The organism is Phytohabitans maris (assembly GCF_031085175.1).
Taxonomy (GTDB): Bacteria; Actinomycetota; Actinomycetes; order Mycobacteriales; family Micromonosporaceae; genus Phytohabitans; species Phytohabitans maris.
This window is the reverse complement of sequence record NZ_JAVHUY010000052.1, coordinates 45,615-69,710: the sequence shown is the minus strand read 5'-3', so window position 1 is coordinate 69,710 and position 24,096 is coordinate 45,615. Positions and strand designations below refer to the sequence as shown.

Genomic DNA, 24,096 nt, shown 5'->3' with positions numbered 1-24,096 from the left:
CTAGGAAGGCGCTGAATATCGGCGTTCTTGAGGTTGGCGGTGGGGTGGGTGCCTGGGTTTGGCTGCCGGTGGGTTGGTTGGGTCGGGGGGGGGTGGTGGTGCGGGTGTGGGCGCTGCGGGGGTCGCTTGGTGGGCTCTGTGGTGGTGTCTTCGGGCCCGGTGGTGGCTGGTCAGCTGGTGGCGAGGGTCCATCCGTTGGTCCAGTGCAGGCCGCGGTTGATCAGGTTGCGGAGGTTGAGTGCGGCGGTGCGTTGTTTGAGCCAGGTGTGGTTGGCGTGGATGCCGTGGTAGCGCAGTTTGAGTCGGCGTCGGCCGCGGCTGGCTACTTGGGCGATGACGCGTTCGATGTTGGGTCGGTGTCGGCGGTAGCGGTCGCGGAGGGTGGGGTCGGTTCGCCAGTCGGCTCGGGCTTGGCGTAGTAGGGCGTCGTGTTCGTTGAGTACGATCTTGCGGCCGGTCTTGGATTTGGTGCACCGGGTCTGTAGTGGGCAGGTGCGGCACCGTGTGCCGAAGTCGGCGGTGCGGGTGGCCGGGCTGATCGGTCGGGTGTGTGCGGCTGGGCAGGTGACGGTCTGCTGGTCGGTGTTGACGGTGAAGTCGTCGATGGTGAAGCCGCCCCGGATCGGGGATTGCGATGGTTTGGGTTTGATGATCGCGGTGTGTCCGGCCTGGTCGAGGGCGTTGCGTAGGTCGCCGGTGCCGTAGGCGCAGTCGCCGTACCATTCCTGAGCGGTCTGGTCTGGGCGGCCGGTGGGCTGCTCGGGCCCGGTGTCGTCGTCGCCGACGCCGGCTGTGGTGTTGGGTTCGCTGTCGCTGTCGCTGTTGGGTTCGCTGTTGGTGTTGGTGGGGCCGTTGGCGAGGAATTGTTGCGCGACGGCGGCGTCGGCGTTGTCAGGTCCGCAGGCTTTGGTGAGTTGTTCGTCGGTGATGATGCCGGTGTCCGGCTCGGCGGCGATGTGGGCGCGGTAGCCGTCCCGGCGGGCCTGCGGCGACTTGCGGGTGTGTCGGGCCTGTGGGTCAACGGTGGAGATGACCCGGTCTTCGGCGACCTTGCGGGCGATCCGCCACCGCCCGTCAGTGCCATCGGAGCCGTCGGCCGGTTCCACGTCCTGCCCGGCCACCAACGCCAACAGCGCGACCGCCTGCTGCGCGGGCTCGTCGAGCTTCGCCTCGGCCAGCGCCGCGACCAGGTTGTTGGCGTCGTTGACCAGCGTCGAAACCAGGGCCTGTTTGGCATCCGGGTCGTCCCAGTCGATGTCCGGCTTTCCCGGCCGGCTGTAGTCGTGCCCGCCACACACGGCCGCGATCTGCTCCGCAGCGCCGGGCACCACCCGGGCCACCCGGCGGATCTGGGCGATCAGTTGGGTGATGGTGTCCTGGGTGGCGACCGCGTCGTCCAGGATCGTGGAATCGACCGCCCGCCGCCGCCGTCCGCGCAGAATCCCGGTCGCCTCGACCACCTGCCGGACCGCGTCGTTGACCCGGTACGGGCGATCCGAGTTCGCCAACCGGCGCCGCCAGTACGTCAACGTCGACGGGTGGAACCCCTTGTCGTCCAACGCCAGCCCGCAGGCGACCTTCCACCGCAGGTCACACCGGGCCGCCTCGGCAGCCTCCGCGTCGGAGTAGTCCAACAACGTCTGCAACGTCAAAATCGACGCCGCCACCGACCCCGGGATCGACCGCCGCCCCTTGGCCGATGGGAACAGATCCGCGAACAACTCGTCCGGGAACACCCGACCCCGACAGTCCGCCAGAAACGCGTACATGCTCCCGGCCGGAACCAGATGACCGACCAGAGCGGCCGCGTCCAACAGCCGCCGGTCAGCACGCTCTACACCCTGCACCCAAACATCTTCACATATCAATACAGACCAGGACGGAAGACATGCCCACCATTATTCAGTGGACTCCTAGCGACTTGACGGGAGCTTCGATCACGCTGAGCCCGCAAGGGGGGCGTCGACGACGTCGGCGACGTCGCGGCGCGGCGTGGGCCAGCCCGGCTGGCCGTACCCGATCCGCATGACCATCTGCGGGATCCCGAACCGGCCCAGCGCGGTGCGCAGGCGCTCCCGGGCGGCCGGCACCTCGATCGGTTGGGAGATCATCGACGCGACCAGCCGGGCGTCGGTGGCGGTGAGCAGGACCCGCTGCAGCGCCTGGCCGGCGGTGAGCCGGTCGACGGTGGTGTCGCCGGCCGAGCCGAGCACCGCGACGAGCGGCTCCGGCTCGAAGTCCCGCCCCGGCGCCCGGGTGCGCTCGCCGAACGGTCGCTGGGGGAGCAGGTCCTGCGGTTCGGCGACCGGCCCACCGGCGCGGGCGGGCACGCCGTCGGCGGAGAGGCCGCCGCGGGTCCAGCGGGTGATCTCGTCCCGGTACCCGGGGTCGCGTTCGAGGACGCGGTTGGCGCTCTGCGCGAGCTGCCCCAGCGCCTCGACCGCCGCGGTCCCGACGACGAGCTCCAGCCAGGCGCCCTCGGCCCGGGCGGCGTCCACGAGCCGCCAGCGGGTCTCGCCGGGTACCGGCTGCGGGAAGAACGGCAGGCGGCTGCTGTGCCGGCGCGGTACGGCGTCGAGCAGGGCCAGCTCGGCCGGGCTGGCCATGGCCGGGCTGTCCGGCATGAGCCGGGCGACCACGTCCGGGTCCTCCGGGTCGGGGCAGAGCCGCACCCGCGCGGGCGTGCCTTCGGCGGCCAGGGCCAGCCGGAGGTTGAACACCGCGGCCCCGCAGGCCAGGTGGACGGCCCAGTCGTCGAGGTGGCCGTGGCCGGCGACGGGCAGCGGGCGGCCGCGCTCCACCCGTACGTCGATGCCGCCGTCCCGCAGCCGGAACCGCCACGGCTGGCTGTTGTGCATCGACGGCGCGTGGACCGCCGCCCGGACCGCCTTCTCCAGGACGGCGGTCGTGTACCCGGTGATGATCATGTCGTGGCTCCCTCCCGCTCCGACGACCGGAAGCCCGATCCGTCGCGGTCCGGCGGCCGGTAGCCCGGTGGCCGGTGGTCCGATCCGTCGCGCGCGGCCGCCCGCAGACCCGGCGACCGGGAGTCCGGCCGCCGGACGACCGCGACCGGCCCGGTCGCCCCGTCCACCGCGCCGTGCGCGACGCTGCCGAGCAGGGCCCGCCCGGCCGGGCCGAGCTGGCCGTGGCCGTGGTCGCCGAGCACCAGCAGCCGGGCGCCCTGTGCGGCCCGGAGCAGGCCGGGCAGGGGCCGCCCGGCGTAGACCGCGCACTTCACCGGCACCCGCGGGTACTGGCGGGTCCACGGCTCGATCGCGCGCCCCAGCAGGTCCAGGGCGGCCGGTTCGGCCGAGAAGTGCGTTTCCAGCGTGGTCTGGTCGAACCAGTAGTCCTCGTGCTGGCGGGTGGTCACGTGCACGGCGGCGAGGACGGCCCGGTGGCTGGCTGCCCTCTCGAACGCGAACTCCAGCGCCGGGTCGGGGTCGCCCTGGCCGTCCACGCCGACCACCACGTGGCCGAGCAGGGTGGCGCCCCGGCTCGCGGTGATCGGGCGGACCACGACCACGGGCCCGGGGCAGTGGGCGAGGACGTGGTGCGTCGTGCTGCCGTACCCGCCGGGGTATCGCCCCGCCGGTGGCCCAACCACCACGAGGCTGGCCCGGGCGGCGGCCGTGACCAGCAGCGGGCCCGGCCGGCCGGGCAGCAGCCGCAGTTGTACGCGGTCGCCGCCGAGCCGGGCCCGGGTGGTCGCGACCGCCCGGGCCAGCGACGGGTCGAACAGCTCGACGACGGCCAGCGAGGGGGAGGGCGCGCGGGCGGCCAGGGGCGAGTCCGGCGGGCAGGCGTGCAGCAGCACCAGGTTGGCGCCGGTGCCGGCCGCCTCGTCGGTCGCCCAGGCCAGCGCCTGCCAGCCGCCGCTGCCGCCGAGGCCGACCAGGATCGTGGGTCGCACGGCTACTCCTCCCGTTCCGTGAGCTCGATGACGTCGTCCGGGGCGCGTCGGGGTACCGGCGGCAGCTCGGCGGACTCCGCGGGGATACCCAGCCGGACGACCAGATATGGCTCGCCGACATCGGAGAGCAGGTCGCGCATGAGCCGGCGCGGCCAGGCGAGCTCGATCGCGTCCGAGATCGGCGCCGCCGACAGCCCCTCCACCACCGCCGTCAGCAGCAGCGCGGAGAGCGCTTCACCGGCCCGCAGCCAGGACAGCGGCGTGTCGTCCCGCCCGAAGAGCACCGTGTACGCCGCGCCGCGGTCGTTGCCGCCGCCCGGCTCCAGCCCGGCCTCGCCGCCCAGCGCGTGGTCGCGCAGCATCACCCGGCGCGGCACCTGGCGGACCGCGACGCCGGCCGGCACCCCGTCCCCGGTCCACGGCGGCCGGTGGGTCCACCGGTACACCTCGGCCCGGTACTCGGGGTCGGCCACCTCCGCCGCGGCGGCGTCGCCGGTCACGACCGCGAGCATCGGCATCTGGTCCGCGCGGACCACGTGCAGGAACGCGCCCTCGGCCTCCACGGCGGCGCGGAGCCGGTTCAGCGCGGCGGGCGGCACCGACCGCTCGCCGAACGCCCGCCGGTCCGTGCGCCGGTCCGGGATGGCCTCGTCGAGCGCCACCTCGGCCCGCGCCGGGCGGCGGGTGCCGGTCACCCGCAGGCGGGCGACCAGGTCCGGGTCGGCCGGGTCGGGAAACCGGACCACTTCGACCTCGTGCCCGGCCGCGGCCAGCGCCACCCGTACGTGGTGCAGCGCGGCGCCGCAGCCGAGGACGAGCAGGCGCCCGTCCGGGTCGGTCACCGCGAGCTGGCGCTTGCGGTCCGCGTACAGGTCCAGGACGCCGGCGCCGACCCGCCAGCGCCACGGCTGGGAGTTGAACGCCGACGGTGCCCGCAGCGCCCGCTGGGCCGCCTCGGCGAGCGGCTCGATGATGTGGCGGCTCATGTCGTCCTCCTGCTCCCGGTATGTGTCAACGGTGCTCCGGGTACCGGCCGCCGCTGAAGGGCCGCTAGCCAGGCGCCGGCGGGCCCTCCGACCCTGTCCCGTATGTGCCATCCGGTGTGCCATGGAGGTGGAGACCTGCCGTCCCGGCGGGCGGGCGTGGAAGGAGAACGCCATGAGAAAGTGGACGGTCGCGGACGTCATGACGAGGGACGTCGTGGCGGTCCCGGAGGACGCCACCTACCGGACCATCGTGGAGCTCCTCGCCGACCGCCGGATCAGCGCGGTGCCCGTGGTCGACGCGGACCGGCGCGTCGTCGGCGTCGTCTCCGAGGCCGACCTGCTGTACAAGGTGGAGTTCGCCGGAGCGGTCGCCCACCCCCGGATCTTCCCCAGCCGCCGGCGGTCCCGCCGGGAGAAGGGCGAGGGGACGGTGGCGCGGGAGCTGATGACCAGGCCCGCGGTCACCGCCGGCGCGAAGACCTCGCTGGCCGCCGCCGCCCGGCTGATGACCGACAAGGGCGTCAAGCGCCTCGCCGTGGTCGACGAGGACGGCGTGCTCACCGGCATCGTGGCCCGCTCCGACCTGCTGAAGGTCCACCTGCGCGCGGACGAGGAGCTGCGGCACGACATCAACGACGAGGTGCTGCTCCGCACGCTGTGGCTCGAGCCGCTCGTCGTGGACGTCAAGGTCGACAACGGCCTGGTCACCCTGAGCGGTCACCTCGACCGGCGGACGATGGCGGAGCTCGCCGTCCAGCTGGTCGCCGCCGTGCCGGGCGTGGTCGCGGTCGACGACCACCTGACGTACGAGCTGGACGACACCGAGCTGTCCGGCTCCGAGTGGTACCGCTCACACCCGTTCAGCAGCACGGGACCTTAGTCCCGCAGCACCCACACCGGCCGGCCCTGTGACAAGTGGCGATCGACTCGGTACAAAGGAGGGGTGATCAGAGTCTTCCTCCTCGACGACCATGAGGTGGTCCGGCGCGGCCTGGCCGACCTGCTGCAGGCCGAAGGTGACATCGAGGTGGTCGGGGAGTCCGGCTCGGCGCAGGAGGCGGCCCGCCGGATCCCGGCGCTCCGCCCCGACGTGGCGATCCTCGACGGCCGGCTGCCCGACGGCAGCGGCATCGACGTGTGCCGGGACGTGCGCGCCGTCGACTCCTCCATCAAGGGCTTGATCCTGACGTCGTACGAGGACGACGAGGCGCTCTTCGCGGCCATCATGGCCGGCGCCGCGGGATACGTGCTGAAGCAGATCCGCGGCACCGACCTGGTCGACGCCGTGCGCCGGGTGGCGGCCGGCCAGTCGCTGCTCGACCCGGCGGTCACCGCCCGCGTGCTGGAGCGCATCCGGCACGGCGTCGAGGAGCCACGCGAGCTGAAGTCGCTGACCGAGCAGGAGCGGCGCATCCTGGAGTACGTCGCGGAGGGCCTGACCAACCGCGAGATCGCCGGCCGGATGTTCCTGGCCGAGAAGACGGTGAAGAACTACGTCTCCAGCCTCCTGGCCAAGCTCGGCCTGGAGCGCCGCACCCAGGCCGCGGTGCTCGCCACCCGACTGCTCGGCGAGCACAAGCCCTGAGCCACCCGCGGCAAACGTGATCGAAGCTCCCCTCATGCCGTTCTAGCGACGTGAGGGGAGCTTCGATCACGGACGCCGGAGGGCGGCTCTAGATCGGGACGGACCAGACGATCGCGGTGCCGGTCGGGGTGTTCGGGGCGATGGTGAAGGCGCCGCCGCGCAGGGTGGCGCGCTCGCGGAGGTTGACCAGGCCGCCGCGGGGCTGGGTGTCGGCGACGCCGACGCCGTTGTCGGCGACCGTGACGGTGAGCTGGCCGCCGGTCGCCTCGATGGTGATGTGCGCGGTCGTGGCGCGCGCGTGGCGGGCGGTGTTGGAGAGCGTCTCGCGGATGACCGCCAGCAGGTCGGGGCGGATCTGGTCGGGGACAGCGCTGTCGATCGGGCCGGAGAGCCGCAGGTCAGGACGGAAACCGAGCGTCTGGGCGGCCTCCGCGATCAGGTCGCGGATCTCGGTGCGCAGGGTGGCGTTCACCGGGGTACGGAGCTCGAAGATCGCGGTGCGGATGTCGCGGATCGTGGTGTCGAGGTCGTCGACCGCGGTGCTGATCCGCTGACCGAGCTCGGGGCGGGTGGCGAGCTGCGCGGTGGTCTGCAGGTGCAGGCCGGTGGCGAAGAGCCGCTGGATGACCACGTCGTGCAGGTCGCGGGCGATCCGCTCGCGGTCTTCGAGGACGAGGATCTGCTCGCGCTCGTCCTGGGCCCGGGCCCGCTCGAGGGCGAGGGCGGCCTGGCCGGCGAAGGTGCGCAGCATGGGCAGGTCCTCCGGCTGGCTGGAGGCCCCGGCGGGGTGGGCGACGACGAGCACGCCGTGCAGGGTGTCGGCGGCCGCGAGCGGGGTGATCAGGGCCGGTCCGGTGCTGACCGGGCCGGGCCAGGGGGCGGCCTTGCCGAGGTCGTCGACGAGCACGTGGCCGGCGTCGCCGATCGCCTGGGCGAAGACGGTGTCGCTCAGCGACACGACCGCGCTGGACAGGTCGGGGGCGTCGCCGTCGACCACCTCGACCGTGAGGTGGCCGGTGTCCTCGTCGGCGAGCAGCACCAGGACGATCTGGGCCTCGGCGACCTCGCGGGCGCGGCGGGCGACGAGCTGCAGGGCGCTGGTGCGGTTGACCTGGCCGAGCAGCACGTTGGTGATCTCGGCGGTGGCGGCCAGCCAGCGCTCGCGGCGGTGCGCCGTCGCGTACAGCCGGGCGTTTTCGATCGCGACGCCGGCCGCCGCGGCCAGCGCGACGGCGATCTCCTCGTCGTCCTGGGTGAACTGCGTCGCGCCCTGCTTCTCGGCCAGGTACAGGTTGCCGAAGACCTGGTCCCGGATCCGGATCGGGGTGCCGAGGAAGCTGTGCATCGGTGGGTGGTTCGGGGGGAAGCCGTATGAGTTGGGGTGTTTGGTGATGTCGGGGAGCCGGACCGGGCGCGGGTCTTCGATCAGCAGGCCCAGCACGCCCCGGCCGCGCGGCAGGTCGCCGATCTGGGCGTGCACCTCCGTGGAGACGCCGTGCGTGATGAACTCCACGAGCGTGCGGTCCGGACCGATCACGCCCAATGCCCCGTAACGGGCGCCGACCAGGGCGCTGGCCGCCTCGACGATCCGGGTCAGCACGCCGCGCAGCTCCAGGCCGCTGCCGATGCCGACCACCGCGTCCAGCAGCGAGCGCAGCCGCTCCCGGCTGGCGACGACCTCACCGACCCGGTCGAGCAGCTCCTGCAACAGCTCGTCCAGCCGGACCCGGGACAGCGGGCTCAACCCCAGCGACGGCGACGCCCACGCCTCTTCGTCCTGCTCATCCCGGCCAGCCACGCTCGGATCGTACCGGGGCGCTCACCCGCCAGTCACGAGGTCCGGGCCCGTCCCGCCGGAGGTCTCCAGCAGCTCGCGTACGGCGCGCTCGGCGAGCAGTGGCACGTACGTGTGCACCTTGGCGCCGTCGAAGCGCGCGTACACCTCGGCGACCGCCTCGCGCACCCGCTCAGGGCTGTAGACGCCCGCGTACCGGGCGGCGAGGCGGGAGAGGAGATGTTCCCGCTCCCGGTCGTCCAGAAGCGCCTGTGGCATTGCCGATCCCTTCCTCAGGTCTTTCCCCGGGTCCTTCGTCAGGTTTCCTCGGGGACCAGGTCGATGGCGCCGCACGGGCACTCGGTGACGCAGATGCCACAGCCCTTGCAGAAGTCCAGGTCGATCGCGTACCGCTCACCCGGCCCCAGCTTCACCACGGCGTTGTCCGGGCAGACGCCGAAGCAGTTGTCGCACTCGAAGCAGTTGCCGCAGGACATGCAGCGGCGCGCCTCGAACAGCGCGGAGCCCTCGTCCAGCCCGCCGACCACCTCGGCGAAGGTGGAGACCCGCCGGGCGGCGTCCAGCGTGGGGCGCACCGTGGCCGGCGCGTCGCTGTAGTACCAGGTGTTGAGGCGCTCGAAGGTGGCCAGCGGGTGCCGCGGCGGCGGCGCGTACGGCTCGCCGCGCAGCCAGCCGTCGATGTACCGCGCGGCCTGCTTGCCGTGCCCGACGGCGGCGGTGACCGTGCGCGGGGAGGGCACCATGTCGCCGCCGGCGAAGACGCCCGGCTGCCCGGTCATCATGTCGGCGCCGACCTGGACCACGCCGTCCGCCACCGAGACCCGCGGCAGCGTGGCCACGACCGAGCGGTCCACGTCCTGCCCGATGGCGAGGACGACCGAGTCGGCGGCCAGCTCCTCGTACTCGCCGGTGGGCCGGGGGAAGCCGGTCTCGTCCAGCCGCATCCGCTCCACCGTGACGGTCCCGCCGTCGGCGGCCGCGATGGTGGAGAGCCAGCGCATCCGCACGCCCTCCTGCTCGGCCTCGGCCACCTCGAAGGGCTGGGCCGGCATGCGCTCGCGGGTGCGCCGGTACACCACGACGGCGTCGGTCGCGCCGAGCCGGCGGGCGGTGCGGGCCACGTCCATCGCGGTGTTGCCGCCGCCGTAGACGACCACCCGGCGGCCGAGCAGCGGAGGCTCGCCCTCGGACACGTCGCGCAGCACGCCGAGCGCGTCGAGGATCCGGGCCGAGTCGCCGGCCGGGATCTCGGTACGGCGGCTCAGTTGCGCGCCGACGGCGAGGAAGACGGCGTCGAAGTCGCGCAGGGCCGCGGCGGCGTCCGGCACCGGGCTGGACAGCTCGATCGTGACGCCCATCGCGGCGATCCGGTCGACCTCGGCGTCCAGCACGTCCCGGGCCAGCCGGTACGCGGGAATGCCGTACCGCATCATGCCGCCGGCCCTGGGCGCCGCGTCCCGGACGGTGACCTCGTGGCCGAGCAGCCGCAGGTGGTACGCGGCGGCCAGGCCGGACGGGCCGGCGCCGACGACCAGCACCCGCTTGCCGGTGGGCGGCGCGGTCACCGACACCGTCCAGCCGCGGCGGATCGCCTCGTCGCCGAGGAACCGCTCGACCGCGTTGATGCCGACCTCCTCGTCCAGCTTTCCGCGGTTGCAGGCGGTCTGGCACGGGTGGTAGCAGACCCGCCCCATGACGGCCGGGAACGGGTTGTCCCGCATCAGTTCGCGCCAGGCCGTCTCGTATTCGCCGGACTCGGCGTGGTAGAGCCAGCGCTGCACGTTCTCACCGGCGGGGCAGGCGTCGTTACAGGGCGGGAGGCGGTCCACGTAGACGGGGCGCTCGGTGCGCCAGGCGCCGGTCTTGTTGGCCAGGCTGCTGCCGACCCGCAGCGTGATGGCGAACGGTGCTTTCACGATCCCTCCCCGAGTGGCGGCCCGAAGCGCTCCTCCGCGCGGAGCAGCCCGAAGCGTTCGATGTTGCGGTCGGCGCCGGCCTGCAGGCGGTCGATGACGTCGGCCCGGCGCTCCGGCTCGAACAGGTGCCGGAAGCGGGCCTGCGGCCGCAGGTACTCCTCGACCGGCACCCGGTGCCGGATCGGCGACACCGCGGTCACCTCGCCCCGCTCGGCCTCGAAGACCGGAAACAGTCCACTCTCGACGGCGAGCCGGGCGATCCGGACCGTCTGCGCGGCGTCGCCGCCCCACCCCAGCGGGCAGGGTACGAGCACGTGCAGGTAGCGCGCCCCGTGGAAGCCCATCGCCCGCTCCACTTTGGACTCCAGGTCGTGCAGGTCGGCGATGGTGGCGGTGGCGACGTACGGGATCTCGTGCGCCATCGCGATGAGCGGCGCGCTCTTGCCCTGCCCGAAGACGTTGCCCGGCTCCGGCCCGACCGCCTGGGTCGTGGAGGTACGGGCGGCCGGCGGGGTCGCGCCCGACCGCTGCACGCCGGTGTTCATGTACCCCTGGTTGTCGTAGCAGACGAACAGCACGTCGTCGCCGCGCTCGAACATGCCGGAGAGGCAGCCGAAGCCGATGTCCACGGTGCCGCCGTCGCCGCCCTGCCCGAGCACCCGGATGTCGGTGCGGCCGCGCGCCTTGAGGGCGGTGGCGACCCCGCTGGCGACCGCCGGGGCGTTGCCGAAGAGGGAGTGCAGCCAGGGCACCCGCCACGACGTCTCCGGATACGGCGTGGAGAAGACCTCCAGGCAGCCGGTGGCGTTGACGGTGACCAGCCGGCCGCCGGTCGCCCGCATCGCCGCGTCCAGCACGTACCGGGCGCCGAGCGCCTCACCGCACCCGCGGCAGGCCCGGTGCCCCGAGGTGAGCGAGTTGCTCCGGCTGGGGTCCGACTGCACGGTGCGGGCGTCCAGCGGCAGCAGCCGGTTGCCGACCGCGAAGCTCCCGGTCTGGAAGAACCGAACCCGCTCGCTCATGGCCGTCCTCGCTTCGCTGCGGGCGGCCACGAGGCTCCGACCGCACTGCGCCCGATGATTCGCTCGCTCCGCTCGCTCATGGCCGTCCTCGCTTCGCTGCGGGCGGCCACGAGGCTCCGACCGCACTGCGCCCGATGATTCGCTCGCTCCGCTCGCTCATGAGGGCACCTCCTCGGCGGCCCGCAACAGCCGCTCGTCCAGGTCGAGGAAGGTCAGCGGGGCCAGCTTCCCGGAGAACGCCGCGGCGAGCGCCTCGCGCAGCGAGTCGCGGGTCACCGGGCGGCCGCCGAGGCCGGCGACGACGGTGTGCATCTCCCGGTCGGGCAGCGCGCCGGCCAGGTCGGCGGCGACGATGCCGCCCACGCCCGCGGCGAAGGCCCGCTCCAGCACCACGACCCGGCGCGCCGGCCCGATCGCCGCCCGGATCGCCTCGACCGGGAACGGCCGGAACGCGGTCAGGCCGAGCACCCCCACCGGTACGCCTGCGGCGCGCAGGTCGTCCACCGTGTCCTTGAGGGTGCCGAGCACCGAGCCGAGCGCCACGACGACGGTCTCCGCGTCCGCGCACCGGTACGGCGACACGAGCGGGGCGAGCGGCCGGTCGAAGGTGGCCGTGAACTCCCGGGCCAGCTCCGACATCCGGGCCAGCGCGGCGAGCTGGTTGACGTGGGCCAGGTACCGGACCTCGGTGAACGCCTCCGGCCCCACCATCGCGCCGATGGTGACCGGCGCGTCCGGGTCGAGGACCTGGCGCGGCTGGAACGGCGGCAGGAAGCGGTCCGCCGCCGCCTGGCCCGGTACGTCGACGGCCTCCACCGCGTGGGTGAGCACGAAGCCGTCCATGCAGACCATCACCGGCGTGGAGAGCTCCTCGGCCAGCCGGAAGGCGAGCACGTGCAGGTCGGCGGCGGCCTGGTTGTCCTCGGCGTAGAGCTGGATCCAGCCGGAGTCGCGCTGGCTCATCGCGTCGCTGTGGTCGTTCCAGATGTTGATCGGCGCGCCGATGGCCCGGTTGGCGACGGTCATCACGATCGGCAGCCCCAGCCCGGAGGCGTTGTAGAGCGCCTCGGCCATGTAGAGCAGGCCCTGGCTGGCGGTCGCGGTGTACGCCCGGGCGCCGGCCGCGCTCGCGCCGATCGCGACGGACATCGCCGCGAACTCGCTTTCCACGTTGACGAACTCGCACCCGGCGAGCCGTCCGGACTTCACGAGCGCGGAGAGCGCCTCGACGATGTGCGTCTGCGGGGAGATCGGGTACGCGCAGATCACCTGCGGCCGGCAGCGCGCGACCGTCTCGGCGACCGCCCGGGAACCCTCGATCTGGCTAAGCACGGGTTGGCTCCTTCCGGCCGGCGTGGACGAGGTCGTACGCCGCGGCCGCGGCGGCCGCGTTGGCGTCGCCGAGCGGCCCGGCGAACCGGGCCCGGATCGCCGCGGTCACCGACTCGAGGCGGATCAGGGCGCAGAGCGCGGCGAAGCCGCCGAGCAGCGCGGCGTTGGGCAGCGGGCGGCCGAGGTGTTCGCGGGCCAGCCGGGACGCGGGCACCGTGACGACCCGGCCGGGCAGGCCGAGGTCGGCCGCCGTCCGGGTCGAGTTGACCAGCACGAACCCGCCGTCGGCGAGCCCGGCCAGCACGTCCGTCCGGCGCAGCAGCGTGGCGTCCTGCACGATCAGCGCGTCCGGCCGCAGGATCGGCTCGCGCAGCCGGATCGGCCGCTCGGCGATCCGGCAGAACGCGACCACCGGCGCGCCGGTCCGTTCCGAGCCGAAGCTGGGGAACGCCTGCGCGGAGCGCCCCTCGGCGAACGCGGCGGCGGCCAGCAGCTCGGCGGCGGTGACCACGCCCTGGCCGCCGCGGCCGTGGATGCGTACCTCGAACATGACGGCCTCCTCAGCCGACCAGCGTCTTGACCGCGGCGGTCAGGGCGGTCAGGCCGGCCCGGGCGTCGGCGAAGAGCATGCCGGTCTTCGGGTCGGTGTACAGCTCGTTGTCGATGCCGGCGTACCCGTGCCCCATCGACCGCTTGATGACGATGACGGCGGCGGCCCGGTCCACGTCGAGGATCGGCATGCCGGAGATGGCGTTGCCGGGGCGGCGGGCGGCCGGGTTGGTCACGTCGTTCGCGCCGACGACGAGGGCCACGTCGGCGAGGGGGAGCGTGGCGTTCGCCGCGTCCAGCTCCTGCATCTGCGAGTACGGCACGTTCGCCTCGGCCAGCAGCACGTTCATGTGGCCCGGCATGCGCCCGGCGACCGGGTGGATCGCGTACGTCACCTCGGTGCCCCGGGACGCCAGCACGGTGGCGAGCTCGTGCAGCGCGTGCTGTGCCTGGGCGGCGGCGAGCCCGTAGCCGGGCACCACCACGACCCGGCGGGCGTACGCGAGCTGGATCGCCGCGTCGTCGGCCGTGACCGCCCGCACCGGGGCCCCGGCGGAGCCGGCCGGGCCGCCGCCCCCGTCGCCGGTGCCGTACCCGCCGACCAGGATCGCGGCCAGGGAGCGGTTCATCGCGGCGGCCATGAGCGCGGTGAGGATGGCACCCGAGGCGCCGACGAGCGCGCCGGCCACCACGAGGACGCTGTTGTCGGTGACGAAGCCGGCCATCGCCACGGCGGTACCGGTGAAGGCGTTGAGCAGTGAGATCACAACCGGCATGTCCGCGCCGCCGATGGGCAGCACCAGCGCGACGCCCAGGGCGAGGGCCGCGGCCGCCAGGACGGCGACCGCCGCGCCCCCGCCGTACCCGCGGATCAGCACGCCGGCGGCCACCGCGGCCGCGAGCGCGAGGCCGCCGCCGACCACGCGGGCCCCGGGGAAGACGACCGGACGGCCGGGAACGAGACCCTGGAGCTTGCCGGCCGCGACCAGCGAGCCGGCGAACGTGACCGCGCCGATGACGATGTCCAGGGCGGCCGGTACGCGCACCGACGCGGCGTCGGCGGGCGGCGCCAGCTCGGGTATCGCGACCAGTGCCGCGGCGCCGCCGCCGACCGCGTTGAAGAGGCTGACCAGCTGCGGCATCGCGGTCATCGGGACGGCCCGGGCGGCCCAGAGCCCGGCGACGGTACCGACCACCGCCCCGGCGGAGAGGACCGCCCAGCCGGCCGCCGTGGTCCCGCCGGAGTCGACCAGCAGCACGAGGGTGGCGGCGACCGCGAGCAGCATGCCGGCGATCGAGAGCCGGTTGCCGCGCCGGGCGGTCGACGGTGCGTTCATCTGGTGCAGGCCCAGCACGAAGCAGGTGGCGGCGGCGAGGTAGGCCAGCCGTACCAGGGTCTCGACCGTGCTCATCGCTTGCTCGCCTCGCTCACTGCCTTGCTCGGCGGCTGGAACATGCCGAGCATGCGGTCGGTGACCACGTACCCGCCGACCACGTTCATCGCCGCGAACGCCGCCACGACGAAGCCGAGCGCGTAGTCGGCGGCCGTGTCCGCGACGCTGGCGACGAGCATCGCGCCGACCAGGATGACGCCGTGGATGGCGTTGGTCGCGGACATCAGCGGGGTGTGCAGGGTGGCCGGCACCTTGCCGATCACCTCGAAGCCGACCAGCAGGGCCAGCAGGAAAATGCTCAGCGTGGCGAGCAGCTCGGCACTCACGACGGTGCTCCTTCGTGGACGGTACGGCCGCCGTGGGTCAGCACCACGCCGGCCTGGATCTCGTCGGTCGGGTCGATCGCCAGCGCGCCGTCGCGGACCAGGTGCCGCAGCAGGGCGCTGACGTTGCGCGAGTAGGCCAGCGACGCCGCGGTGGGGACGGTCGCGGCCAGGTTTCCGGCACCGATCACCGTGACACCCTCGTCGGTCAGCAGCGTGGTGTCCGGCCGGGCCACCTCCACGTTGCCGCCCAGCGGGCCGCACGCGGTGTCGACGATCACCGAGCCCGGTGCCATCGCCTTGACCGACTCCTCGTCGACCAGCAGCGGCGGGCGGCGCCCGGGTACCAGCGCGGTCGCGATGACCACGTCGTGCCGGGCCAGGTGCGCCGCCAGGGCGGCCCGTTCGGCCCGCTCCTCGCCGGAGGTCAGCGCGCGGGCGTAGCCGCCTTCGCCGGCGCCGTCGGGCACCGGCCCGCCCTCGCCGGCCCCGGCCGCCCGGCCCCGAGCGGGGGGCGCGGTCAGGTCCAGGAACGTCGCGCCGACCGAGGTGACCTCGTCGCGCGACTCGGGGCGGATGTCGTGCGCGGAGACGACCGCGCCGAGCCGCCGCGCGGTCGCCATGGCCTGCAGTCCGGCGACGCCGGCCCCGAGCACGAGCACCCGCGCGGGGCGTACCGTGCCGGCCGCGGTGACGAGCATCGGGAAGTAGCCGCCGTACGCGTTCGCGGCCACCAGCACCGCCTTGTACCCGGAGACGTTCGCCTGCGAGGTGAGCGCGTCCATCGGCTGGGCCCGGCTGAGCCGGCGGGGCAGCCCTTCGAAGGAGACCGCGGTGACCCCGAGGTCGGCCAGGCGCCGCAGGTACGGCGGGTCGCCGGTGGCGGCCAGCAGGCCGAGCACGGTCTGCCCGCCGCGCAGGCGGTCGGCCGGGCGCCCGACGCTGACCACGACATCCGCCCGTCCGTACGCCTCGGCGGCGGTCACGATCTGCGCGCCGGCCGCCGCGTACGCGTCGTCGGCGAAGAACGCCGCCGCGCCCGCCCCGGACTCCACCAGGACCGTGAGCCCGGCGGCCCGGAGCTCGCGTACACCGTCGGGAACGAGCGCCACCCGGCGCTCGCCCACCGCCGCCTCATGCGGAACCGCTACGGTCAGACCGCCCATCGCCCGCACTCCTCCGTCAGTGGCCCATCAGTCGGCGACGCCCGCCGGGCCCTGCGTTCCGGTCCCCGGCATCGGGTAGTCCGTCTTGGCGACGGTGGGTCTGGTGGTTCGAGGAACCACGCGCTACCACCCCGGTGCCGGGGTTCCGCCCCTTTCCCGGCGGGCGTCACACCCCACACGCTGCTCCCGGCACGGCGGGTCCGGCAGGGCCCAGTGCAACGTGTCAGCGGGACCTTCGACCCTGTGAGCAGCGCACCGGCGGTCGACACGCTGTACGTGGAGGTGGTCACGATGACCCGCGCGAAGCGATGGACCGTCGACATCTTCATCGACGAGCACGACGACGAACGGCGCACGCGCGCGGAGGCGCGGCTGCACACGCCGGACCGGGTCGGCCTGACCGGCTCGGGTGTCGCACGGCGCAACCCGGTGGATCCGGAGGTGCCGGAGATCGGCGACGAGCTGGCCGTCTCCCGGGCGCTGTCCGACCTCGCCCACCGCCTGCTGGACGCGGCGGCCGGCGACATCGAGCAGATCACGCGGAGGGGCGCGCACCAGCCCTACTGAGACACCGGAGGCACGAAGATGAACTACCGCATCGCGATCAACGGGTTCGGCCGGATCGGTCGCAACTACCTTCGCGGGCTGCTCGACCGGAGGCTCGTCGAAGAGGGGTACGAGGTCGTCGCCGTCAACGACCTGTGGGAACCGGCGACCCTGGCGCACCTGCTGGCGTACGACTCGACGTTCGGCCCGCTCGACGCCGAGGTGAGCCTCGAGGACACGAACATCGTGGTCGACGGCCGCCGGATCGCGACGTTCCGCGAGCGCGAGCCGGAGCGGCTGCCCTGGGCGCGGATCGGCGTCGACCTCGTGATCGAGGCGACCGGCAAGCTGCGTACCCGGGACGCGGCGGCCGGGCACCTCAAGGCCGGTGCGCGGCGGGTGCTGATCTCCGCACCGGGCAAGAACGTGGACGCGACGATCGTGCTCGGGGTCAACGACTCCGACTACGACCCGGCGCAGCAGGTGATCTCCGCCGCCTCCTGCACCACCAACTGCGCCGCGCCGATGGTGAAGGTGCTGCAGGACGCGTTCGGCCTCTCCCGCGGCTACCTGACCACCGTGCACGCGTACACGAACGACCAGGCCGTGCTCGACACCCCGCACAAGGACCTGCGCCGGGCCCGCTCGGCGGCCGTCAACATCATCCCGACCAGCACCGGCGCGGCCAAGGCGATCGGCCTGGTACTGCCGCTGGCGGCCGGGCGGCTGGACGGCGTCGCGCTGCGGGTGCCGGTGGAGGACGGCTCGATCGTCGACCTGACCGCCGAGCTCGCCGTCCCGGCCACGGTCGCCGAGATCAACGAGGCGTTCGCGGCGGCGGCCAGCGGGGCCCTCACCGGCGTGCTGCGCTACGCGGACCGGCCACTGGTCTCCCGCGACATCGTCGGCGACCCGGCCTCGTGCGTCTTCGACGCCGCGCTGACCCAGTCGTCGGGGACGCTGGTCAAGGTCTTCGGCTGGTACGACAACGAGTGGGGCTACACCAACCGCCTCATCGACCTCACCACACTGATCGCCGGCAAGGGCTGACGACCACCATCCCGATCACCCGGGGGAGCGGCCAAGACGAACCAACCGCCGGCGCCAGGCGAGTCGGGCTCGGCCCCATCGCCGAGCCCGACGGCGTACTCAGGAAGGGAACCAGCCATGACCAGCACGCGCACCCTGCTCGCCGAGCATCCGTTCCTCGACGGCCTGGCGCCGTCCTCGTTGGACCGGCTCACCGCCTGGGCGCACCCCGTCTACCGCAACCTCGGCCACCGGCTCTTCACGGCCGGCCGGCCGGCGCTGCGCTTCTGGCTGCTGCGCACCGGGCGGGTCGCGCTCGACCTGAACACCCCGGGCCGCGGTGACGTGGTCATCGAGACGCTCGAACCCGGCTCGGTCCTCGGCTGGTCCTGGCTCTTCCCGCCCCGGCAGTGGCAGTTCGGCGCGGTCGCCGTCGAGCCGGTCCGGGCGATCGAGTTCAACGCCGCCGGCGTCCGCCACCTCATGGCCGACGACCCCGAGCTCGGGTACGAGCTCACCGGCCGCTTCATGGCCGTCATGCTCGACCGCCTCCAGGCCACCCGCACCCGCCTGCTCGACCTCTACGGCTACCCGGAGCTCCAGGCATCCTGACCCCCGACCCGGCCCGCCAGGCTGGGGTCAGGGGCGGACGGCGGCGGCGATGTCGGCCGGGTCCGCCACCTCGACGAGGCCGTCGCCGCAGAGCGGTTCGAGGTTGGCGTCGGCGTAGCAGCCGGTGCCGTGCACCACGACGTCGCGGCCGGGCGCCACGAGGCCGCGGTCGATCGCGTTGGTCACGCCGGTGAACGCCATCACCGTCGACCACTCCCGCAACGTCCGGAAGTCGGCCGGCAGCAGCGGCAGCGCCGCGCCGAGCCAGGTACGCAGGTACGGGTAGCGGGCGACGCACTCGGCGAGCGAGACGACGATCCCGTCGCCGCCGAAGCGGGCGATGATCTCGTTCATCGGGCCGGACGTGACCGGCCGGTGGGTGTAGAACGTGGCGTCGAGCACCTCGCCCGGGTCGTACGTCGTCGCCGGGAAGCGCGGGTCGTCGCCGGCCTGGCGGAAGAGGCCGGTCGCCGGGTCCAGCGGGTACGCCGGCGGGGTGGGAGCCGCGCCCGCCGCAGCGCGCAGCGAGAGCACCATGTCAGCCGTGGCGAGGTGCTGCACGAGCAGGCTGGCCGGGCGGCTGGCCTCGCTCGCCGCGCCCGAGGCCTCCAGCAGCGACCGCCCGGCGTGGTACCCGAGCAGGCCGAACGCGGACGAGACCGCGTGCGCGTGCAGCCGCGGCCGGGCGGCCGCGTCGATCGGGTCGACCCGCTGCTCGAAGAGGGCCCGGCTGGCGTCTGCCACCATGTAGTTGCTCAGTTCGAGCGAGAACCACACGTCCACACCGCGGGCGTGCCACGCGGCGGCGTGCTCGCGCACGTAGTCGCGGGCGAGCGACTTGACCGCCTCCGGCTCCTTGCCGGTGTAGAGCAGCTGGGGGTTGAGCGCGCGCAGCGCCGGGTCGGTGGAGAGCCGGCTGGCGCGCAGCTTGTGCCGGCCGGACTGCGGGGCGAGCGTGACCACCCGCAGCTCCTCGGGGCCGACCAGGCCGGCGTCGAGCGCCCGCAGCACCGCGTCGCGCAGGGCCACGCCCTTGTTGGCCGAGGTCGGCGAGACGATCATCAGGGACCGTCCGGTGCGCCGGATGTGCGCCACCGCCCGGGCCACGATCAGCAGCGAGGCGTACGTCTTGGTGGTGTGGGTGCCGGGGTTGCCGGTGAGGTCGAGCAGCGTGACCCGGTGCCCCCGGTACTCGCCGACCGGCTGCCAGCGCGCGGTGGCGGCGGAGAGGAAGGCGCGGACCGCGTCGTCGAGCTCGGGGAGGGCGAAACCGGGCGAGAAGACGACCGGGTCGGCGACCGGCGCCGGGTCGGGTACGCAGTGCGCGACCACCTCGGGCAGCCGGTCGTAGAAGTCGAGCAGCAGGTTGCCGGAGGTCATCGGCGGCACGGTGGGGTTACGCACGGGCTGGTTCCTCTCCGATGGTCCGGGGCTCAACTCGTCACCGGCTGTGACCGCAGCCGCTCGCGCAGGGCCTGGAACGCCGCGGTGGCCTCGGCGACCTCGCCGGCGGCGAAGCCCTCCGCGTACGCCGGCAGCAGCGGCGCGAGCGCGCCCGCGACCGACGGCCCGAACCGCACCCGGCCGTCCTCGACGAGCGCGCCGTCCCGCAGGGCCCACCTCCTGTTGGCCTCGACCGCCTGGTCCCGGTCGACGCCAGGGGGCAGGCGCAGCGCGACCTCGCCCGCGGTGATCCGCACAGGGTACCCGCCGGGGAGCCCCGCGACACCGGGCAGATGGGTGTCCCGCGTCGCGCCGGTGAGCAGGGTGGTGACCAGCTCCGCGGCGAGCAGGCCGGTGACGTCGTTGCGGCCGCGCCCGTCGCCCGTCGAGCGGTCCGCGGCGAGCAGGTCCGTGACGCCGTCGAGCCGGGTGCCGTCGAGCCAGACCAGCGCCTCGTCGCCCGGGTCGGCGGGGGCGTGCAGGTGCAGGTGGTGGCCGATCACGTGCAGCCGCGCCTGGTCGGGCAGGCCCAGCGCGGCCTGCAGGGCGGCCGCGAGGATGGCGACGTTGCCCACCCCGGAGACCACCGGCACGTCACAGGCGGTGAGCAGCGGGTTGACCGCGTCCGGGAAGGCGGCGTTGACCAGGAACGCGGCCGGGTGGGAGCGGCGCAGGGCCGCGCCGACCGCGAGCGCCACCTGCGCCTGGAACGGCAGGGTCAGCCCGAAACCGGCGCGGCGCAGCAGCGCGGTCCAGGCCGAGGGGCGGTCGGCGGGCTCCCACGGCGACTGGGTGGAGGCGCAGACCAGGACGCCGTCGGGCGCCGCCGCCGCGAGCGCCGCACCCACCGCGGCGGGGTCGGTCGGATCGACGGGTACCGCGGTGAAGCGCACCGGCCGCCGGGACAGCGCCGCGCGTACCCCCGCGATGTGACAGATGCCGGCGGCGGCCTTGCCGTCGCGGGCGAGCAGGACCACCGACAAGCCGGCCGAAGTGTCCGCTGTGGACAGTGCGAGGCAGGTGGCCCGGGCGAGCGACCCGCTGCCCACGACGGCGAGGATCACGTCGCGGCCCGGTCACGCCGGCAGCGGAAGCAGGCCCACGAAGGAGTGTGCGTGTACGTCGTACTTCTCCACGAAGGCCATGTCCAGAGCCTCGTGTAGCTCCGGATCCTGGCTGTCCACGATAACCAGATCATGCAACACCGACGGGTCGCCACGCAGGAAGGCCCGCAGGCTCGGCGGGCGCCGGGCCATCGCCGCGAGCACCTCGCTGTGCACCACATAGCAGACCTCCTCGTGCTCCACGTACCGGGCCTGGAGGTGCCGGGCGGTGTGGTCCTCCTCGACCAGCGTCACGCCGAGGTGGAGGAAGTCGGCCATCGTGATGGTGGCCCGGTCGTCCCACAGCTCCTCGAAGCGCTGCTCGATGAACTCGCCCAGCGGCGAGCGCATGGTCACCTCGAGCTGCGCCCCGAACTCGGAGAAGCGCCCGATCGGCAGGAACGAGACGAGCGCGCGGTCGTCCCAGCGGTACAGGGTGATCGAGGCGGAGGCGTCGTAGAGCCGGACGTGGAAGCGGGTCCGGTCGCGCTCGCCCAGCTCGGCCTCGAAGGGGGCGAGGCGGCGCAGGTTGCGCATGATCTCGCGCTGCACCGAGAGGCGCACGTGGCCGCCGGCCAGCTCCTGCTGGCGCAGGTCGGCGGCGAGCGAGGTGGGGTTGAGCAGCAGGATCCGCACCTGCGCCTCGCGGCCGAGCGCGGCGCGCAGCCCGCGCAGGAACCGGTCGGTCGCCGGGTGGTCCAGCACGTTGGAGAACGTGGTGAGGATCTGCACCTGCTGGGTGGCGTCGGTGACCTGGTCGCTGAACCACGTGTAGTCGAGCCGCCCGTGCTCGCGGACCGTCCCCTCCTGCACGTACCGGATGATCGGCCCGATCACGGCGACGGTGATGAGGGCGCCGAGCATGCTGGTGCCGAGGTTGAGCGCCGCGTTGGGCACGCCGTCGCCGGTGCCGGCGGCCCCGTAGACCAGCAGCGCGAGGGCGGTCGCCAGGCCGAGCCCGGTCACCAGGAGCCACCCGGGGCGGCGGACCATCCAGCGCAGCGCGCGGACGAACCGGGCAAGCTGCAACGACCGCATCCGCCCTCCCACCCGTGTTTCCCCAAGGGTGAGGCGACACTACCCAATGCCCGCACTCCGAACAAGATCATCCATGGTGGAGCGCTCCCCGGCACCCGGTCGGCGGGCCGCCACGGGCCGCCGCGCCCCGGTCCGGGGGCCGCCGGTGCGGCCGTCCACCAGGGACGCCCGGGTCACGCCCGGGACGGCGCGCAGCGGACGGCCTCGACCGGGCCGCGCAGGGCGCAGCGTCCCGCGCCGAACGGTACGAGCACCGTGTCGCCGGCCCGGACGGTCAGCGGCGCCCCGTGCTCCGCCTCCAGCGAGCCCGCGCCGGCGGTCACCACCAGGATCGAGAACCCCGCCTCCAGCACGCTCACCGCCTCCAGCACGCTCACCGCCTCCGGCGCGCCCGCCGGCTCGGTCGGGCTCGGCCGTCCTGGCGCGCCCGGCGGCTCGGTCGGGCTCGGCCGCACTGGCGCGTTCGCCGGCTCCGGCGGGCTTGTCGCGGCCGGGCGGAGGCGCTCGACGGTGAAGAACGGGTCGGCCGCCGCCGGCAGTGGACGCGCCCCGCCCGACCCCCACAGCCCACGCAGCCGCTCCGGCGTCCACTCTCGACGGTCCACACAGGACAGCGCCAGGTCGTAGCCGAGGCCGAGGTGGCCGGCGTCCGGGCCGCTGGTGAAGCCCTCCCACTCCAGCAGCACCGAGAAGTCGGTCGGCTCCTGCACCTCCACGAGCAGGACGCCCTCGCCGATCGCGTGCGGCAGCCCGGCCGGGCAGAGGATGGCGTCGCCGGCCCGGACCGGCACCCGGTTGGTCGCGGCGAGCATCTCGCCGATCCGCTGGCCGGCCACCCAGCCGGCGAGCTCCGCCGCGGAGACGTCCCGCGCGAAGCCCAGGTGGACGAACGCGTCCGGCCCCGCCTCGAGGACCACCCACGCCTCGGTCTTGCCGTACGGCGAGGCGAGGTGCGCACCCGCGAACCGCCGGTCCGGGTGGACGTGCAGCGGCAGCCGCTGGCCGGCGTCGAGCAGCTTGACCAGGACGGTCGGGTCGGCGCCGTGCGCGGCCACGTGCTCCTCGCCCAGCCACCACCCGGGCCGGGCGGCGACCGCCGCGGCCAGCGACTCCCCGCCCGGCAGAACCGTCAACCCGGCCGGCGCCTGCCCGAAGCGGCTGGTGGTCGAGCCGATCCAGTCCTCCGGGTAGTAGGGGTCGTCCGGCGCCGCGATCCCCCGGAAGGCGTGCAGGCGCCCCGCGCCGCGGTAGAACGACCGCGGCGTGTTGGCCGGCAGCGGCAGCGGTGCCACCACCCCACCATAGAGACGCACCCGCCGCCGCACCCGAGAGCCCGCGCATGGCCCGGTGATCGAAGCTCCCGTCACGTCGCTAGAACGACTTGACGGGAGCTTCGATCACCGCTGTGGGGGAGCGCCGCCGGTGCTCTTTCGGGCTTAGATGGCGAAGGGGCGGTCGGGGTAGGTGCGGGGGCGGACGTTCGAGCCGGCGGCCGGGCGGATCTCGACGTGCAGCGAGTAGCCGCCGGTGGGCAGGCCCCGCTCGACGGCCGTCTCGGCCACCGTGCTCCGGGCGAGGCCGCCGATCGCCAGCGTGTCCCGGAACGCCTCGCGCGGGCCCCGGCCGTCCGTCCGCTGGATCGTGACGACGGCGGTGACCGGGCCCGCGGCCAGCGTGCTGCGGTTGGTGAACGCCAGCCGCACGGTGAACCGGGCGCCGGGCGCGGGTATCGCGGGGGCCAGGCTGGACGCGAGGTCGAGGACGACCGGGTTGGCCGGCTCGACCGGTGGCGGCGTCGGGTCGCCGGGGTGGACGAAGCGGCAGGGCACCTCGGTGTCCGCCCGTGGCGCGGCCGGCACCGGTACGAGGACGACGAGGCCGTTGTCGCGTTCGCTCTCGTCGAACTCGGCCACCGCCTCGCCCGCGTCGATCGCGATCCGCTGCTGGTACGTGCGCGCGGTCCCGGCCCCCGTCAGCGGCAGCCGGACGGTGACCCGCGTGATGCCCTGGTCGAGCGTGGCCGTGCTGGTGGCGCTCACCTCGCCGGTCGCCGCGACCTCGATCTCGACCCGCGGCGGGTCCGGCTCCGGGCTGACGTACAGCACGCCGAACTCCACGTCGACCGCCGTGCCACCAGCCGCGGCGCGCACCGTACAGCTGTTCGAGCTGACCAGGGTGGCCAGGTTGGTCCCGCGCGGGGGTGCGCCGCCGGAGCCGCAGGCCGCCAGCGCCACCGCCGAGAGCAGCGACGGCAGGTAGCGCCGCGAGGCCTTCATCCCATCCTCCGCGATGTGAACAGATCGGACCAATCACATCCAATCCGAGTGCTCGCGGCAAGCAG

General features: G+C 74.1%; 22 protein-coding genes and 2 pseudogenes. 5 read left to right on the top strand and 19 right to left on the bottom strand.

What is annotated here, in order from left to right:
- Positions 1 to 170: 170 nt before the first annotated feature.
- The 5 genes and pseudogenes from RB614_RS44510 to RB614_RS37425 all read right to left on the bottom strand — a co-directional run.
- Positions 171 to 707 (bottom strand): annotated as a pseudogene (locus tag RB614_RS44510) (transposase); the annotation flags it as partial.
- A 144-nt stretch (positions 708 to 851) separates the two neighbouring features.
- Positions 852 to 1,847 (bottom strand): annotated as a pseudogene (locus RB614_RS44505) (transposase); the annotation flags it as partial.
- 90 nt (positions 1,848 to 1,937) lie between these two features.
- Positions 1,938 to 2,924 (bottom strand): Acg family FMN-binding oxidoreductase, encoded by a 987-nt coding sequence (locus RB614_RS37435; protein ID WP_428983187.1) that lies wholly within the window; start codon positions 2,922 to 2,924, stop codon positions 1,938 to 1,940.
- Entirely contained in the window at positions 2,924 to 3,916 is a 993-nt protein-coding gene (locus RB614_RS37430; protein ID WP_308717445.1) for a universal stress protein, read from the bottom strand. Before RB614_RS37430 ends, RB614_RS37435 begins: the two co-directional genes overlap by 1 nt.
- A 2-nt stretch (positions 3,917 to 3,918) precedes the next feature.
- On the bottom strand, positions 3,919 to 4,902 hold the full coding sequence (locus RB614_RS37425) for an Acg family FMN-binding oxidoreductase (protein WP_308717444.1): 984 nt from the start codon (positions 4,900 to 4,902) through the stop codon (positions 3,919 to 3,921).
- A gap of 172 nt (positions 4,903 to 5,074) precedes the next feature.
- Between RB614_RS37425 and RB614_RS37420 the strand changes: the two genes are divergently transcribed.
- Together RB614_RS37420 and RB614_RS37415 are read left to right on the top strand one after the other, a co-directional pair.
- Positions 5,075 to 5,782, top strand: coding sequence for a CBS domain-containing protein (locus RB614_RS37420; protein ID WP_308717443.1), 708 nt, complete (start codon positions 5,075 to 5,077; stop codon positions 5,780 to 5,782).
- A 63-nt stretch (positions 5,783 to 5,845) separates the two neighbouring features.
- Positions 5,846 to 6,487, top strand: a complete 642-nt coding sequence (locus RB614_RS37415) for a response regulator transcription factor (protein ID WP_308717442.1) — start codon at positions 5,846 to 5,848, stop codon at positions 6,485 to 6,487.
- 88 nt (positions 6,488 to 6,575) lie between these two features.
- Here RB614_RS37415 and RB614_RS37410 read toward each other — a convergent pair whose 3' ends face one another.
- The 9 genes from RB614_RS37410 to RB614_RS37370 form a co-directional block, all read right to left on the bottom strand.
- The gene (locus RB614_RS37410) at positions 6,576 to 8,231 is read right to left on the bottom strand and encodes a sensor histidine kinase (protein ID WP_308717447.1); all 1,656 of its coding nucleotides are present in this window, start codon (positions 8,229 to 8,231) and stop codon (positions 6,576 to 6,578) included.
- Between the two features lie 75 nt (positions 8,232 to 8,306).
- Positions 8,307 to 8,540, bottom strand: a complete 234-nt coding sequence (locus tag RB614_RS37405; protein WP_308717441.1) for a three-helix bundle dimerization domain-containing protein — start codon at positions 8,538 to 8,540, stop codon at positions 8,307 to 8,309.
- A 38-nt stretch (positions 8,541 to 8,578) separates the two neighbouring features.
- Positions 8,579 to 10,198 carry an NAD(P)-binding protein gene (locus RB614_RS37400; protein WP_308717440.1) on the bottom strand — a complete coding sequence of 540 codons (1,620 nt, stop codon included), beginning with the start codon at positions 10,196 to 10,198 and terminating at the stop codon, positions 8,579 to 8,581.
- Positions 10,195 to 11,220, bottom strand: a complete 1,026-nt coding sequence (locus RB614_RS37395) for a thiamine pyrophosphate-dependent enzyme (protein WP_308717439.1) — start codon at positions 11,218 to 11,220, stop codon at positions 10,195 to 10,197. The genes RB614_RS37400 and RB614_RS37395 overlap by 4 nt, the downstream gene beginning before the upstream one ends.
- A gap of 156 nt (positions 11,221 to 11,376) precedes the next feature.
- Positions 11,377 to 12,552, bottom strand: a complete 1,176-nt coding sequence (locus RB614_RS37390; protein ID WP_308717438.1) for a transketolase C-terminal domain-containing protein — start codon at positions 12,550 to 12,552, stop codon at positions 11,377 to 11,379.
- Positions 12,545 to 13,102: a 2-oxoacid:acceptor oxidoreductase family protein gene (locus RB614_RS37385; RefSeq protein ID WP_308717437.1), complete on the bottom strand. Its 558-nt coding sequence runs from the start codon at positions 13,100 to 13,102 to the stop codon at positions 12,545 to 12,547. The genes RB614_RS37390 and RB614_RS37385 overlap by 8 nt, the downstream gene beginning before the upstream one ends.
- A gap of 10 nt (positions 13,103 to 13,112) precedes the next feature.
- Entirely contained in the window at positions 13,113 to 14,513 is a 1,401-nt protein-coding gene (locus RB614_RS37380) for an NAD(P)(+) transhydrogenase (Re/Si-specific) subunit beta (RefSeq protein ID WP_308717436.1), read from the bottom strand.
- Positions 14,510 to 14,821 (bottom strand): NAD(P) transhydrogenase subunit alpha part 2, encoded by a 312-nt coding sequence (locus RB614_RS37375; RefSeq protein WP_308717435.1) that lies wholly within the window; start codon positions 14,819 to 14,821, stop codon positions 14,510 to 14,512. Before RB614_RS37375 ends, RB614_RS37380 begins: the two co-directional genes overlap by 4 nt.
- On the bottom strand, positions 14,818 to 15,984 hold the full coding sequence (locus RB614_RS37370) for a Rossmann-fold NAD(P)-binding domain-containing protein (protein ID WP_308717434.1): 1,167 nt from the start codon (positions 15,982 to 15,984) through the stop codon (positions 14,818 to 14,820). The genes RB614_RS37375 and RB614_RS37370 overlap by 4 nt, the downstream gene beginning before the upstream one ends.
- Before the next feature lie 243 nt (positions 15,985 to 16,227).
- Here RB614_RS37370 and RB614_RS37365 point away from each other — a divergent pair, with 243 nt between their 5' ends.
- The 3 genes from RB614_RS37365 to RB614_RS37355 all read left to right on the top strand — a co-directional run bounded on the left by RB614_RS37365 (position 16,228) and on the right by RB614_RS37355 (position 18,171).
- On the top strand, positions 16,228 to 16,551 hold the full coding sequence (locus RB614_RS37365) for a DUF1876 domain-containing protein (RefSeq protein WP_308717433.1): 324 nt from the start codon (positions 16,228 to 16,230) through the stop codon (positions 16,549 to 16,551).
- Positions 16,552 to 16,569: 18 nt separating this feature from the next.
- Positions 16,570 to 17,580 carry a type I glyceraldehyde-3-phosphate dehydrogenase gene (gap, locus tag RB614_RS37360; RefSeq protein ID WP_308717432.1) on the top strand — a complete coding sequence of 337 codons (1,011 nt, stop codon included), beginning with the start codon at positions 16,570 to 16,572 and terminating at the stop codon, positions 17,578 to 17,580.
- 117 nt (positions 17,581 to 17,697) lie between these two features.
- Positions 17,698 to 18,171 (top strand): Crp/Fnr family transcriptional regulator, encoded by a 474-nt coding sequence (locus tag RB614_RS37355; protein ID WP_308717431.1) that lies wholly within the window; start codon positions 17,698 to 17,700, stop codon positions 18,169 to 18,171.
- 27 nt (positions 18,172 to 18,198) lie between these two features.
- On the opposite strand, the gene RB614_RS37350 is transcribed toward RB614_RS37355, so the two are convergent.
- The 5 genes from RB614_RS37350 to RB614_RS37330 all read right to left on the bottom strand — a co-directional run bounded on the left by RB614_RS37350 (position 18,199) and on the right by RB614_RS37330 (position 24,031).
- A complete protein-coding gene (locus tag RB614_RS37350) occupies positions 18,199 to 19,575 on the bottom strand; it encodes a DUF6002 family protein (RefSeq protein ID WP_308717430.1) in 1,377 nt (458 codons plus the stop codon).
- Positions 19,576 to 19,604: 29 nt separating this feature from the next.
- Positions 19,605 to 20,663, bottom strand: a complete 1,059-nt coding sequence (locus RB614_RS37345) for a potassium transporter TrkA (protein WP_308717428.1) — start codon at positions 20,661 to 20,663, stop codon at positions 19,605 to 19,607.
- Between the two features lie 27 nt (positions 20,664 to 20,690).
- The gene (locus RB614_RS37340) at positions 20,691 to 21,755 is read right to left on the bottom strand and encodes a hypothetical protein (RefSeq protein ID WP_308717427.1); all 1,065 of its coding nucleotides are present in this window, start codon (positions 21,753 to 21,755) and stop codon (positions 20,691 to 20,693) included.
- A 173-nt stretch (positions 21,756 to 21,928) separates the two neighbouring features.
- Complete coding sequence (locus RB614_RS37335; protein ID WP_308717426.1) at positions 21,929 to 23,047, bottom strand: class I mannose-6-phosphate isomerase; 1,119 nt, start codon at positions 23,045 to 23,047, stop codon at positions 21,929 to 21,931.
- Positions 23,048 to 23,191: 144 nt separating this feature from the next.
- Entirely contained in the window at positions 23,192 to 24,031 is an 840-nt protein-coding gene (locus RB614_RS37330; protein WP_308717425.1) for a hypothetical protein, read from the bottom strand.
- Positions 24,032 to 24,096 lie beyond the last annotated feature (65 nt).